15 protein-coding genes are annotated in these 13,854 nt (G+C 33.8%); 9 read left to right on the top strand and 6 right to left on the bottom strand.

Annotated features, from left to right (window positions below; all coding sequences use genetic code 11):
- Positions 1-295: 295 nt before the first annotated feature.
- Positions 296-1,675 carry a short-chain fatty acid transporter gene (locus tag ACKTTR_RS03315; RefSeq protein ID WP_408026513.1) on the bottom strand — a complete coding sequence of 460 codons (1,380 nt, stop codon included), beginning with the start codon at positions 1,673-1,675 and terminating at the stop codon, positions 296-298.
- A 65-nt stretch (positions 1,676-1,740) separates the two neighbouring features.
- Between ACKTTR_RS03315 and ACKTTR_RS03310 the strand changes: the two genes are divergently transcribed.
- From ACKTTR_RS03310 to ACKTTR_RS03300, 3 genes are all read left to right on the top strand, one after another.
- Positions 1,741-3,297: an NAD(P)/FAD-dependent oxidoreductase gene (locus tag ACKTTR_RS03310; protein ID WP_408026512.1), complete on the top strand. Its 1,557-nt coding sequence runs from the start codon at positions 1,741-1,743 to the stop codon at positions 3,295-3,297.
- A gap of 80 nt (positions 3,298-3,377) precedes the next feature.
- Positions 3,378-4,013, top strand: coding sequence for a YqaA family protein (locus ACKTTR_RS03305; RefSeq protein WP_121146097.1), 636 nt, complete (start codon positions 3,378-3,380; stop codon positions 4,011-4,013).
- 12 nt (positions 4,014-4,025) lie between these two features.
- Positions 4,026-4,274 carry a DUF1456 family protein gene (locus ACKTTR_RS03300; protein ID WP_408026511.1) on the top strand — a complete coding sequence of 83 codons (249 nt, stop codon included), beginning with the start codon at positions 4,026-4,028 and terminating at the stop codon, positions 4,272-4,274.
- 237 nt (positions 4,275-4,511) lie between these two features.
- On the opposite strand, the gene ACKTTR_RS03295 is transcribed toward ACKTTR_RS03300, so the two are convergent.
- Entirely contained in the window at positions 4,512-4,877 is a 366-nt protein-coding gene (locus tag ACKTTR_RS03295; protein ID WP_408026510.1) for a DUF3127 domain-containing protein, read from the bottom strand.
- Positions 4,878-4,884: 7 nt separating this feature from the next.
- The gene (locus ACKTTR_RS03290; RefSeq protein WP_408026509.1) at positions 4,885-5,745 is read right to left on the bottom strand and encodes a flavin reductase family protein; all 861 of its coding nucleotides are present in this window, start codon (positions 5,743-5,745) and stop codon (positions 4,885-4,887) included.
- 75 nt (positions 5,746-5,820) lie between these two features.
- Here ACKTTR_RS03290 and ACKTTR_RS03285 point away from each other — a divergent pair, with 75 nt between their 5' ends.
- The gene (locus ACKTTR_RS03285; protein WP_408026508.1) at positions 5,821-6,969 is read left to right on the top strand and encodes a sensor histidine kinase; all 1,149 of its coding nucleotides are present in this window, start codon (positions 5,821-5,823) and stop codon (positions 6,967-6,969) included.
- On the opposite strand, the gene ACKTTR_RS03280 is transcribed toward ACKTTR_RS03285, so the two are convergent.
- The 3 genes from ACKTTR_RS03280 to greA form a co-directional block, all read right to left on the bottom strand.
- A complete protein-coding gene (locus tag ACKTTR_RS03280; RefSeq protein WP_408026507.1) occupies positions 6,966-7,151 on the bottom strand; it encodes a hypothetical protein in 186 nt (61 codons plus the stop codon). The genes ACKTTR_RS03285 and ACKTTR_RS03280 overlap by 4 nt on opposite strands.
- Positions 7,152-7,164: 13 nt before the next feature.
- On the bottom strand, positions 7,165-7,557 hold the full coding sequence (locus tag ACKTTR_RS03275) for an HIT family protein (RefSeq protein ID WP_408026506.1): 393 nt from the start codon (positions 7,555-7,557) through the stop codon (positions 7,165-7,167).
- Positions 7,558-7,657: 100 nt separating this feature from the next.
- Positions 7,658-8,131 carry a transcription elongation factor GreA gene (greA, locus tag ACKTTR_RS03270; RefSeq protein ID WP_047788513.1) on the bottom strand — a complete coding sequence of 158 codons (474 nt, stop codon included), beginning with the start codon at positions 8,129-8,131 and terminating at the stop codon, positions 7,658-7,660.
- A 285-nt stretch (positions 8,132-8,416) separates the two neighbouring features.
- On the opposite strand from greA, the gene ACKTTR_RS03265 reads away from it, so the two are divergent.
- The 5 genes from ACKTTR_RS03265 to ACKTTR_RS03245 all read left to right on the top strand — a co-directional run bounded on the left by ACKTTR_RS03265 (position 8,417) and on the right by ACKTTR_RS03245 (position 13,772).
- Complete coding sequence (locus tag ACKTTR_RS03265) at positions 8,417-8,737, top strand: Rieske 2Fe-2S domain-containing protein (RefSeq protein ID WP_408026505.1); 321 nt, start codon at positions 8,417-8,419, stop codon at positions 8,735-8,737.
- A gap of 66 nt (positions 8,738-8,803) precedes the next feature.
- Complete coding sequence (locus ACKTTR_RS03260; protein WP_408026504.1) at positions 8,804-9,961, top strand: 5-(carboxyamino)imidazole ribonucleotide synthase; 1,158 nt, start codon at positions 8,804-8,806, stop codon at positions 9,959-9,961.
- A gap of 38 nt (positions 9,962-9,999) precedes the next feature.
- Entirely contained in the window at positions 10,000-10,479 is a 480-nt protein-coding gene (purE, locus tag ACKTTR_RS03255) for a 5-(carboxyamino)imidazole ribonucleotide mutase (protein WP_099215934.1), read from the top strand.
- Between the two features lie 403 nt (positions 10,480-10,882).
- Positions 10,883-11,716 (top strand): hypothetical protein, encoded by an 834-nt coding sequence (locus ACKTTR_RS03250; RefSeq protein ID WP_408026503.1) that lies wholly within the window; start codon positions 10,883-10,885, stop codon positions 11,714-11,716.
- Positions 11,717-11,744: 28 nt separating this feature from the next.
- Positions 11,745-13,772 carry a M3 family metallopeptidase gene (locus tag ACKTTR_RS03245; RefSeq protein ID WP_408026502.1) on the top strand — a complete coding sequence of 676 codons (2,028 nt, stop codon included), beginning with the start codon at positions 11,745-11,747 and terminating at the stop codon, positions 13,770-13,772.
- The last annotated feature ends 82 nt before the right edge of the window (positions 13,773-13,854 follow it).

Genomic DNA, 13,854 nt, shown 5'->3' with positions numbered 1-13,854 from the left:
ACACAACGAAACCATCAGCGAAGTTCGCTGGCGTTTCCTCAACACAACGAAACCATCAGCGAAGCTCGCTGGCGTTTCCTCAACACAACGGAACCTTCAGCGAAGCTCGCTGACGTTTTCTCAACGCAACGAAACCATCAGCGAAGCTCGCTGACGTTTCCTCAACACAACGGAGCCATCAGCGTGACGCGCTGGCGTTTCCTCAACACAACGGAATCATCAGCGTGACGCGCTGGCATTTCCTCAACACAACGGAACCATCAGCGTGACGCGCTGACGTTTCCTCAATAAACTCTTAAAACAAGGTAAGTCCTAACAAATAAATTACGCTACCTACCACCATTGCAATTAACGTATAGGGTAAAATTTCTTTTGCTTTTAGTTTTGTAATTCCTAATAAGGGTAATGCCCAAAAAGGCTGTAACATGTTAGTTATTTGGTCTCCGTATGCTAGTGCCATAATTGCCTTAGGTAACGGAACCCCTAATTTTAATGCACTTTCTACCACAATAGGACCTTGTACAACCCATTGCCCTCCTCCACTCGGCACAAAAATATTGACCAAACCAGCACTAAAAAAAGTAAATATGGGTAAGGTAGTTGCGGTTGCTATCGACACAAAAAAATCAGAAATTAAAGTAACCATTCCCGTACTTTTCATCACCCCCATAATACCAAAATACAACGGAAACTGAATTAAAATTCCAGATACATCACTAATCGATTCCCCTACAGCGTTGGTAAACTTTTTAAAACTTCCGTGTAGCATAATTCCTAACCCTAACATAAAAAAGTTAATTAGGTTAGGTGTAATTTTTAACTGCAGAATGTCTGCCCAATAACAATAACCAAACGCCACTAAAATCAACACACCAAAAGCAATGGCTAACCATTGAGAACTATCTAGTTTTTCTGCTTGGGTACTAACCTTTTCATCAGTATGCATTTTATATTCTGGTAAATTAATCGCTGTAGGAGCTGCTTTCTTTCCTAAAAAATAAAAGGTTGCCGATACTGCAGCTACTACCACGAAAAAAATCAGCAAATTCCACCAACTAAAAATCGTTTGAGAATAATCAATCACATCTGGTATTTGAGCTAAAACCTCATCCGAAGAAACCGATTTCATAATACTTTTAATATGTCCGCTTTCGTTAATTTTTATGGGTGCAGAACCTGAAATTCCACCATGCCAAACCATCAATCCCATATAACCCGCCGCTCCAATAATTGGGTAATTTAGTTTGATATTGTGTTGTTGCGCATGTTCTGCTACTTTACGTGCCAACAAAGCTCCAAAGATGAGCCCTAACCCCCAATTAAAGAATGCCACCAACATAGTAGTACAACTTACAATAGCTGCACTGTTTGCTGTGTTTGTACAGAATTTTGTTACTTTTAAAATTAAATTACTCACAGGCTTACTCAACACCAATACATGCCCTAAAACCAAAATCAACATCATTTGATAGGCAAAAACAAGTAATCCGTTAGACCAAATTCCGTTTTCCCAAAATTGTAACACCTCTAAAGAATAGTTTACTACTGAGCTTTCTTCTGGTTTTGTAAAAAACAGCGCTAGTAAAAGAGTTACCAGTGTTAATAATATGGCGATGGTAAAAGGTGAGGGTAAATATTTTTTAAAAACATTTTCTATAACCTGCGTAATTTTCATAGTATAGGGTTTGATTTGCTAAAATAATTAAATAGACTGAATCTTATTTTAACTAGTTTTGCAGTATGGTTAAAGAACTTCAATTACGTGTTAATCTAGTAGAAGAACGCAAAGACAATATATTACAGCTAAAAGCTGCTAAAAAGCTAGGTATTAGTATTGCTGATATTACTAGCGTAAAGGTGTTACGTAAATCGATTGATGCACGTAAAAAAGAAGTTATTTTTAATTATAAAGTAGCGGTATACGTTAACGAACCGCAACCTGATACTCCTGATTATATTTTTGAATATAAAGATGTATCGAATGCGAAAGAAATTCATATTGTAGGTTTTGGTCCTGCGGGAATGTATGCAGCGCTTCGTTGTATTGAACTAGGGTATAAACCTATCGTATTAGAACGTGGTAAAAATGTACAAGATCGTCGTAGAGATTTACGTGCCATTAACCAATTTCATGAAGTAAATCCAGATTCTAACTATTGTTTTGGTGAAGGTGGTGCTGGAACGTATTCTGACGGAAAGTTATACACCCGTAGTTTAAAGCGCGGTGATGTTCGTAAAATATTTGAAAATTTAGTATATCACGGTGCTACCGATCAAATTTTGGTAGATGCGCATCCGCACATAGGAACGAACAAACTTCCGAAGATTATTCAAAACATTCGCGAAACGATTTTAAAACATGGTGGTGAAGTTCATTTTGAAACCCGTGTGACCGATTTTATCGTTAAAAACAATAAACTACAGGCTATACAACTACAAAACGGGACTGAAATGGCTGTTAATGCTGTTGTTTTGGCTACTGGGCATTCTGCAAGAGATATATACGAGTTATTGCATAAAAAAGACATTTTGCTAAAAGTGAAATCGTTTGCTATGGGGGTTCGTGTAGAGCATCCGCAAGAAATTATTGATCAAATTCAATATAGTTGTTCAGGTCAACGTGATGAGTTATTGCCTGCTGCTGCGTATAGTTTAGTACATCAAGTTGGAAACCGTGGTGTGTATTCATTCTGTATGTGTCCTGGTGGATTCATTGTTCCTGCGGCAACTGCCAATGGTGAAGTGGTGGTAAACGGAATGTCGCCTTCGCGTCGTAATAACAAGTTTGCCAACTCTGGTATTGTAGTTGAAATTAATGTTGACAAAGACTTACCAAAGTATGAGAAATACGGAGTTTTAAAAGGCTTACAATATCAAAAAGATTTAGAAAAGTTAGCGTTTAACGCAGGCGGAAAAAGTCAAGTTGCCCCAGCACAACGTTTAACCGATTTTGTGGAAGGTAGATTATCTTCTTCTTTAAATGATTGTTCGTATCAACCAGGGTTGAATTCTTCTCCGCTACACTCATTACTTCCTAAATTAATTGGAAGCAGATTACGTAAAGGTTTTGCGGCTTTCGGACAAAAGATGCACGGGTATTATACTGCGGAAGCAAACATTGTTGGAGTGGAGTCTAGAACCTCATCACCCGTAAATATTCCAAGAAAAGAAAACCTTGAACATCCACAAATTGAAGGGCTCTTTCCTTGTGGTGAAGGTGGTGGTTATGCTGGTGGTATTATTTCGGCCGCAATGGACGGTGAACGTTGTGCTGAGGCTGCCATTGCAAACCTGTAATAATTAACAAATATTTGTTGGTGTAATTTCCAATTACCTCGTACTTTTGCTATTCCTAAAAATTAGAGGCTTTTTTAGCGATGAGTAAAAAGAATAAAAAAAATAACAAAAAGAAAATAGATAAGCCGCATTATAAACGTTTGCACAACTACTATAATCGCACTGGTTTTTACATGTTCATTTGGATTAGCTTGAAGAAAGCTTTTTGGCCAATTGTTGGAGCTGTTGTTGGTATATTATTATTTAACAAGTATGTTTATAATATTAACGATGGTTTACAACATATGACCGAAACTTTTTCTAGAACTGGAGTTTTAGTTACTTTTTTTATTTCGGAAACAATTTTAGGATTAATTCCGCCAGAGATTTTCATCGCATGGTCTAAGAAAACAGCTGACCCTATTGTAAATATTTCTTTGTTAGCTACCTTATCTTATTTAGGAGGTTTGTGTGCTTATTTTATAGGTAGAGCTTCTTTAAAGATTGACTCTGTAAGAAATTATTTAGAGGTTAAAATGGCTAAAAACCTTAAAAACACAAGTAAATGGGGAGGTTTTTTAATTTTGGTAGGTGCTCTATTACCACTACCTTTTGCCATTAGCTGTTTAACTGCTGGTATGATTAAATATCCTTTTAAAAATGTTGTTTTTGTAGGCTTATTTCGTTTTGCTCGTTTTGCTATTTATGCATGGGCTATTTTTTCAGTAGTAAATTAACTTAAAACAATTATGGGACTAACTAACAACGATATTTTTAAAAAGCTACGAGTAGCACATAAACTAAGAGATACTGATATTATTGACATCTGCGCTTTGGTAGATTTTAAAGTTTCTAAATCGGAAATCAACGCAATCTTTAGAAAAGAAGATCATCCTAAGTATGTGGAGTGCGGAGATCAGTTTTTACGTAACTTTTTAAACGGATTAATTATTCATTTAAGAGGTCCGATGCCTGAGAAAAAGCCAACAAAAAAGTAACCACACCACTAACACTTATATAATTAAAAAACCTTCTGAATTAAATCAGAAGGTTTTTATTTTCCCCTTAAATTTCTCAATCAATAATTATTTATTGAATGATTATGATACAAATATATAACTGTCTTTTGATACATTAAAAGGGATATCCGTAAGTATAAATGTAGTTTTCCGCAAAACAAAAAAAGAGCGCTAATTTAGCGCTCTTTTTGTATTCATAGTTTTCTAAATATTCTTTTAGAAAGGTAAATCATCTGGTTCGTTTGCAGATAAATCTGGAGCTGGCTCAAATTGGTCAGCTGGTGGAATGTTTTGAGAAGAAGCTTGTGCTAAATTTTCAATTCTCCATCCTTGAACAGAGTTGAAGTATTTTGCTTCTCCTTGTGGGTTAATCCACTCTCTACCTCTTAAATTAATAGAAACTTTTACGTCTTGCCCTACTTGATAATTATTTAATAAATCACATTTATCTTGAATAAACTCAATCATTATCATTTGTGGGTACTGCTCATCAGTAGTTACGACCATTTCACGCTTTCTAAATCCATTAGATCCGAATGTTTGCGTTTCGTTAATTAATTTGATTTTCCCTATTACTTCCATTTCTAATCTATTTAATTAAAAGTACCTTCCAAGCACTTTCTACATCATTATTCTTTAAATACTCTTGTGCAAAAGTATGTTTTTTTTCAGTTGAAACCCCCACAAATTGTGAATGTTCTTTCGCAAAGTTATTAACAGCTTCCTCGTTAGGTAGCTGTTCTACATTACCTAACATACCTAAATTATTTCCTGTTAATACGCTACTATTTCTTATTTCAGCAGGTATTTGGTCTACTCCAATTCCTAAGGTAGTTAATGGTTTTGGTATTTCAAAAAAGCCATCTCTAGCTCTACTATAATAATTTCCTCCTGCTCTGGCTACTAAATCTATTTTATGTTGATCTATACTACCATCTTCTGCTAACACATCTTCATTTACATGTAATTTTACTACCTCACACACAATTAAGTTTCCTGCTCCACCTTCTTCACCTGTATAAATGATATCTTTTACTTTACATTCAAATTGTACAGGAGACTCCGCTACTCTAAACGGTTTTACCTCATCTGATGGTAACATTGTAAAACCAGCTTTTACAAACTCATTTACTCCTTTAGGGTACATCGTACTACTCAACGACATTTGCTGAACAATATCGTAATTTACAATATTAATAACCACTTCTCTGGTTGCTTCAGCATTGTCTAAAGTATGTTTGGTTTTATTTCCTCTTACACTACGTGCTGGAGAAAAAATCATAATTGGTGGGTTTGCCCCAAATACATTAAAAAAACTAAATGGTGATAAATTTGGGTTTCCATCTGCATCTACAGTACTTGCAAAAGCAATAGGTCTTGGAGCTACAGCTCCTAATAAATATCCATGCAGTTTAGAAGTTGGTATATCTTTAGGGTTTATTGATAACATTCTATATAATTTTAGTGTAAATATACTACCTATTTATAAATTTAGTTATTCTAGAGAATAGTTTATATTTGATTGATGGCTTTTTTTAGAAACACTTATTGGGTAAAGCGTATTGCAATTAGTATTTCCTTACTTATCGTTTTATTTATTTTATGGAATACTTACGTGTTTTTTCAAAAATTTAAAAAGGATGAACGCGCTAAGATGGAGATTTATGCCACTGCTATTAAAGAAGTGGTATCTAACCCAAATTCAGATGGTAACTTTAACTTAGTAAACAAAGTTTATGAAACCATAGAGAATATTCCTTCTATTTTGGTTGATAAAGATGGACAGATAAAGCAGTTCCACAACTTAGATTCTATAAAATCTACAGACCCAAAGTATCTTCAACAGCAATTGAACATTATGAAAAAACAGAATGAACCAATTGCTATAGAGTACTTAGGTATTAAAGAACATATTTACTACAGAAATTCTGATCTTTTATACAAACTTAAGTACTACCCGCTCGCCTTAGTACTAATTTTAGGTTTGTTTCTCACCATTATTTACATGGTGTACAAGTCTAACAAAGTTGCTGAACAAAATAAGTTGTGGACAGGTATGGCCAAAGAAACAGCACATCAAATAGGAACGCCACTTTCTTCTTTATTAGGTTGGATAGCTATTTTACGTGCTGAAAATGTTAGCAGTGATTATGTTGATGAAATTGAAAAAGATGTGAGACGCTTAAACACCATCGCAAATCGCTTTTCTAAAATAGGATCTCTTCCTGAGTTAAAACCCAACAACGTTGTATCGATTACTAAAACTGCTTATGACTATTTAGAAAATAGAAGCTCTAAACAAATTTCTTTTTCTTTTACAACTGAAGCAGAAGAAATCCGAATCAATTTAAACACCGAATTATATGGTTGGGTAATAGAGAACTTAATTAAAAATGCTATTGATGCTATGCAAGGCAAAGGAAGTTTATCAGTTAGCATTAGTGAAAGCTCTAAAAATGTAAAAATCCTAATTTCAGATACTGGTAAAGGGATACCTAAAACACAGTTTTCACAAATATTCAACCCTGGATTTACCACAAAAAAACGTGGTTGGGGACTAGGTTTATCTCTCTCTAAACGTATTATTGAGGATTACCACAACGGAAGAATACACGTATTAAAATCTGAAATAGGAAAAGGAACTACTTTTGAAATCTTATTGAATAAGGTTTAACTGTCTGCCTTTATTTTACTCATTAATAATCCATAAAACAATCCTCCAGCTCCCCATATAAGCCCCCCTACAAGCACTCTTTTTAAAGTTATTTCTTCTCCTTCAATCCATGGAAAAACAATAATCATCATTATAAACATAATTATTCCCCAGGCTATCCCCTCTTTAATCCACTTTTTCATAGCTCTTTTTTATTTATTCAAAATTCTTAGCAATCCCTTCAGCAACAGCTACAAACTCTTCGTTTGTTAACTTTTCTTTCTTTACAAATCGAATGTCCTCCATAGTTTGCAACGGAATTAAGTGTACGTGTACATGAGGTACTTCTAAACCAATTACACTCATTCCTACACGTTCGCACGGAATTGTTTTTTCAATCGCTTTGGCTACTCTGTAAGAGAAAGACATTAATCCGTCGTACTCTTCTTTCGATAAATCAAATAGTTTATTTTCTTCACGTTTAGGAATTACTAACGTATGTCCTTTTGCATTTGGATTGATATCTAAAAAAGCAAAAAAGTTATCATCTTCAGCTATTTTGTACGATGGAATTTCTCCGTTTATAATCTTTGTAAAAATACTTGCCATGTTTTTTAATTTAATTTTACAGTAAAAGTAAAAAAGAAATCGGGTTCTAGCGAAGCTAAAACCCGAATAAATCTTTACTCTTTTGTATTTGTTTTTTCTCTTATCGAGAAATCTCCATTACTTCAAACTTCATAATTCCGTTAGGCACTTGTATTTCGGCAACATCACCTACTTTTTTACCTAACAATCCTTTACCAATTGGTGAGTTTACAGATAACTTTCCGTTTCTTACATCACTTTCGCTATCTGCTACTAGCGTATACGTAAACTCCATTCCGTTAACTGTATTTTTAATCTTCACTATTGAGTGGATTAAAATTTTTGATGTGTCTAACTGACTTTCATCAATAATACGAGCGTTTGCTACCACATTTTTTAGTTTTGCAATTTTTGTTTCTAGCAACGATTGCTCTTCTTTTGCAGCGTGGTATTCTGCATTCTCACTCAAGTCTCCTTTATCACGAGCATCTGCTATTTCTTGAGAAACACGTGGTCTTTCTACTTGCTCTAAATGCGCTAATTCTTCTTTAAGTTTCTTTAATCCTTCTTCCGTATAATATGATACATTACTCATCTCTTCTCTCTTTTTAAAATCAACAAAATTTTATACACTTTCCTTAACGTTTTACAAGAAGCATATAACTTTTCTTCCTAAAACCCTGTGGGTTAAATTTAAAAATCTCACGCCGTTTAGGAATGAGATTGTCTTACAAATGTACAAAATATTTGTAACTTCGTTGCGTTACAATAACAACTTCTATACTAAAAAATGAAAAAAATATTTTATTTATTTCTCGTGATAATTTGTTTTAGCTGTAGTGATAACACTCCTATTAACAATTGCTTTTCTGGAATAAAAATGAACGCTATTATTGATTTATCACTTCCAGAGTTTAGTGGTTTATTAGTTCCTGGAGGAGAATCGCAAAACGTGATACAGGGAAGAAATGTTTTTATTTTTAGAACAGGAACTTCTGGTTACAGAGCTTTTGACCAACAATGCCCTGAAAAAAACTGTAGTTCTTTAATGACTTTCAACGGAGTGGAAATAACCTGCCCTTGCGACAATAAAAAGTATAACTACCTTTCAGGAGGTGCTCCTTTAGATGGTGAAGGTTGTAATGCTTTAATGTATTTTGTTACTCCTATTAGTAACAATCAGTTAAGAATATCTCGTTAATACTATTTGTACTAACAATTAGATTCTTATTTTTGCAGCAACAACAACACAATTAACACATTTATCGTGAAAAACTACTTTTCTTCAGACTTTAAATTGGGTGTTCTAGGAGGCGGCCAATTAGGAAGAATGTTACTTACCGAAACGCAAAAATTTGACATCTACACTGTTATTTTAGACGGAAACGCTGACGCTCCTTGCGCTCAAATATGTAACGAATTCCATCAAGGAGATTTATTAGATTATGATACTGTTTACAATTTTGGAAAACAAGTAGATTTGTTAACCATAGAAATTGAAAACGTAAATATTGATGCTTTAGATGCTTTAGAAGCTGAAGGATTAACCATTTTTCCGAAGCCTAAAAACTTAAGAACTATTCAAAATAAAGCACATCAAAAGGTGTTTTATCATGATAATAACATCCCTACTGCTGATTTTTCTAGATTTACTTCCTTAGAAGAGTTGAAACACGCCATAAGTAACGAAGCTGTTACTTTTCCTTTTGTATGGAAATCAGCTCGATTTGGATACGATGGTAATGGAGTAAAAATAGTTCGTGCTATTAACGATTTAGTAAACCTACCTACTGGTGAGTGCATTTCTGAAAAACTAGTTCCTTTTAAAAATGAATTAGCAGTTATTGTTGCTAGAAATGCAAGTGGAGAAACTAAGACCTACCCGGTAGTTGAAATGGAATTTCACCCAGAAGCAAATCAGGTAGAATATGTTATTTGTCCTGCAAGAATTGAAGATGCTGTTGCCAAAAAAGCACGCGAAGTTGCTTTAAAAGTTGCGGATGAATTTGATTTTGTTGGATTGTTAGCTGTGGAAATGTTTCAAACTAAAGATGACAACATCTTAGTAAACGAAGCTGCCCCAAGAACTCATAATTCAGGACATTATTCTATTGAAGCAAGTTATACTAGTCAATTTGAACAACACTTACGTAGTATCTTAAACCTTCCGTTAGGGAGTACCGAAAGTAAGGTTGCAGGAATTATGGTAAATTTAGTGGGTGCAGAAGGTTATACTGGTGATGTCGTATACGAAAACATTGAAGAGATTTTAAAGATTGACGGAGTTACTCCTCATATCTACGGAAAAAAGACAACAAAGCCTTTCCGTAAAATGGGACACGTAACTATTGTGAATGAAGATATAAATGAAGCGAGAAAAATCGCTCAACAAGTAAAAGAAACTATTAAGGTAATAGCAAAATAACCTCTCGACTAGGCTCGAGATGACAAAAACATAAATTTATGGTAGGAATTATCATGGGAAGCGATTCTGATCTTCCAATTATGCAAGAAGCAATTGATATTTTAGAGAGTTTTGACATTCAAGTAGAAGTAGATATCGTATCTGCACACAGAACTCCTGAAAAATTATTCGATTATGCTAACAATGCACACAAGCGTGGTGTACAAGTTATTGTTGCTGGTGCTGGGGGTGCTGCTCATTTACCTGGAATGGTAGCAAGTATGAGTCCGTTACCAGTAATTGGAGTTCCTGTAAAAAGTAGAAATTCTATTGATGGTTGGGATTCTGTTTTATCTATTCTTCAAATGCCAGGTGGTGTTCCTGTTGCAACTGTAGCTTTAGACGGAGCAAAAAATGCAGGTATTTTAGCCGCACAAATTATTGGAGCTTCTGACAAATGTGTCTTAGACAAAATTATCGCTTACAAAGAAGGCTTAAAACTGAAAGTTGAAAAAGCTTCAGAAAGAGTAAAAAAATAAGTACTTAGCTACACATAAGTTGAAATTCTTATGTGTAGCTATTTGAAACTTACATTCCTATAAAACTGTTACCAAAACGGTCTTTACTCTCTGGAGTTTGAGAAGTTAAAACCATATCATCTACCCAAAGGTATTGAGTTTTAGGAGCTCCTTAGTTCCAGTAAGTAAATTTTAAACTTCTTACTGCTTTAGCATCGCTAAACTTTAAGGTTTTTAAATATGTTGTTTCTTTCAACGATTCTCCATTTCCCCAAACCATACAACAGCCTCACCTCCATCATCCTTAGATTTTAAATTCCTCCTTATTATAACCAAAATTCTACTATCGTATAATTTTTATATGGTAATTATATACTTAATTTAGTACCATTAAAAAATAGTGACTTAATAAAAACGCAAATTTATGATATACAGAAAAGTTATTGTCTTGTTTTTACTTGCTTTTTTAACCTGTTGTAAAAGTGAAGATTCTGTGGTTCTTGTAGAAGATGAATCCGATGAAACTAATTTTATCTTTACTGATGATTTTGAGGGAGATATTGACAATACATTTTGGCTCGGTAACGGAGTATCTGTTGACTATGGCATCGAAGACCCTACGAATACTGATAATAAAGTAATGAAAATGAGTTATATTTTTAATAGTGAAGGAAATGGCGATTCTTGGACAGAGTATGACTTTAAACTTCCCATACATGCTACCGAAGTTGAAATTGTATTTGACATGTATACACCTTCTAACTATTACCATTTTGAAAATAATCATAAACTATTTGCTTTATGGTCTGGGGTCTATGGTAAATCTAAAGCCAACATTAGTGTTTCGAGTGAAATGTGGGGTAACAATAGTGGAGGTGCATCCCCCTCTATTTATATTGGAGTAGATCAAAATAACTATGGTCATGCAATGCTTTCTGAATATCCCTTAATTTTAGAAGATGGTGAGGGTACTTGGTCTAATTACAAAATTTCTCTTAAGCTTGCTGATAATGAGGCTAAATACGGTTCTTTAGAAATTTATAAAAACAATACTCTTATAACATCTACAAACCATCCAGATTTAACAAAACCTTACTCAAATGCTCCAGAACCATCAAAACTAATTCATTATGCTTTCTCTGGTAACTTTATAAACCAAGGTACTATTTTAGGGTGGGCAAATGGTGATGAATTAAGATCCTATAATCAAGAGATTCATTTTTTAATTGATAACTTTGTTTTAAAAGCTAACAAATAGAATTAAAATTAATAATTAAACTCAAAAAATGAATCCACTTCTAAAAGATTTTAATACTCCCCCTTTTTCTCAAATTAAAGAAGAAAATTATAAACCTGCTATAAAAGAAACTATACAAATAGCTAAAGACGAAATTGATGCTATTGTAGAAAACTCTGAAGCTCCAACTTTTGAAAATACTACAGTTGCTTTAGATAACATAGGTAATAAATTAGATAGAGCTACTTCTATCTTTTTCAACTTAAACTCTGCTGAAACAAATGAAGAAATTCAAAAAATAGCAAAAGATATTTCTCCTTGGTTAAGTGAGTTTGAGAATGATAAAGTTTTGAATGAAAAGTTATTCAAACGTGTAAAAACTGTGTACGATCAACTTTCTGATTTAAACTTGACTCCTGAAGAAGAAATGTTGCTAGATAAACAGTATAAAAGTTTTACACGCAATGGAGCTAACTTGAAGGAAGCTGACAAGACTGAGCTTCGTAAAATTGATGCTGAGTTAGCAAAATTATCGTTACAGTTTGGAGAGCATGTATTGGCAGAAACCAATGCGTTTGAATTATTAATTACGAATGAAGATGATTTAGCAGGCTTACCAGAAAGCGCTAAAGAAGCTGCTAAAGAACTTGCTAACTTAAAAGGTAAAGAGGGTTGGATGATTACCTTAGATTATCCTAGCTATATTCCTTTTATGACCTATGCTGATAATAGAGAATTGAGAAAAAAGTTAGCAATAGCTTTTGGTAAAAAGGGTTTCCAACAAAATGAATACAACAATGAGCAAATTGTAAAAGACATTGTAACCTTACGCCACAAACGTGCAAACCTATTAGGTTATAAAACCCACGCTCATTTTGTATTAGAAGATCGTATGGCAGAAACCCCTGAAAAGGTTATGGAGTTTTTAAATGAATTGTTAGAAAAAGCAAAACCTGCTGCACAACGTGAGTTTAATAATTTAGAGGCCTATGCTAAAAAACTAGACGGAATAGACCAGTTACAAAAATGGGATGGTGCTTACTATTCTGAAAAACTAAAAAAAGAGTTGTTTAATTTAGATCAAGAATTACTAAAACCTTATTTTAAGTTAGAAAATGTAATTGATGGTGTATTTACTGTAGCTAACAAATTGTATAACTTACAATTTGAAGAAATTGACACTATTGATAAGTATCATGAAGATGTTAAGACGTATGCTGTAACTGATACTGATGGTAATTTTGTTTCTTATTTTTACGCTGATTTTCATCCAAGACCAGGAAAACGCAACGGTGCGTGGATGACTTCGTACAAATCACAGTATATGAGTAATGGTACAAATGAAAGACCACAAGTCTCTATCGTTTGTAACTTTACCAAACCTACGCAAACCAAGCCTTCTTTATTAACTTTTAACGAAGTTACTACCCTATTCCACGAGTTTGGTCACGCCTTACATGGAATGCTTGCTGATACGACTTATAAAAGCTTATCAGGAACTTCTGTTTCTTGGGATTTTGTAGAATTACCTAGCCAAGTTTTAGAAAACTGGTGTTACGAAAAAGAAGCGTTGGAGTTGTTTGCAAAACATTACGAAACTGGAGAAATTATTCCTATGGAATATGTTGAAAAAATTAAAGAATCTGCGAGTTTCCATGAAGGAATGCAAACCTTGCGTCAATTAAGTTTTGGTTTATTAGATATGTCTTGGCATTCTGGAGATTCTCCTGAAACAATTACTAATGTTAAAGAGTTTGAAACAAATGCTTTTGCTGAAACTAAATTATATCCTGATGTAGCTGAAAACTGTATGAGCACTTCTTTTTCTCATATTTTTCAAGGCGGATACTCAGCTGGATATTACTCCTATAAATGGGCAGAAGTACTAGATGCCGATGCTTTTGAATATTTTAAAGAAAAAGGTGTTTTTAATAAAGAGGTTGCGGATAAATTCAGAAACAATGTATTATCTAAAGGAGGAACAGAAGAACCTATGGAGTTATACAAACGTTTTAGAGGTAGAGAGCCAAAACCAGATGCTTTATTAAGACGTGCTGGATTGATTGACAAGAATTAATAAATAAAATTTTATAACTTTAAATAGTTCCTTTTACATAAGAAAGGAACTATTTTTTTTAGAAAAAATTAACACAATTTCA

Source organism: Tenacibaculum litoreum, assembly GCF_964513915.1.
Lineage (GTDB): Bacteria > Bacteroidota > Bacteroidia > Flavobacteriales > Flavobacteriaceae > Polaribacter > Polaribacter litoreum.
Note: the sequence above shows the minus strand (reverse complement) of the source record. Positions and strands in the feature narration are given on the sequence as shown.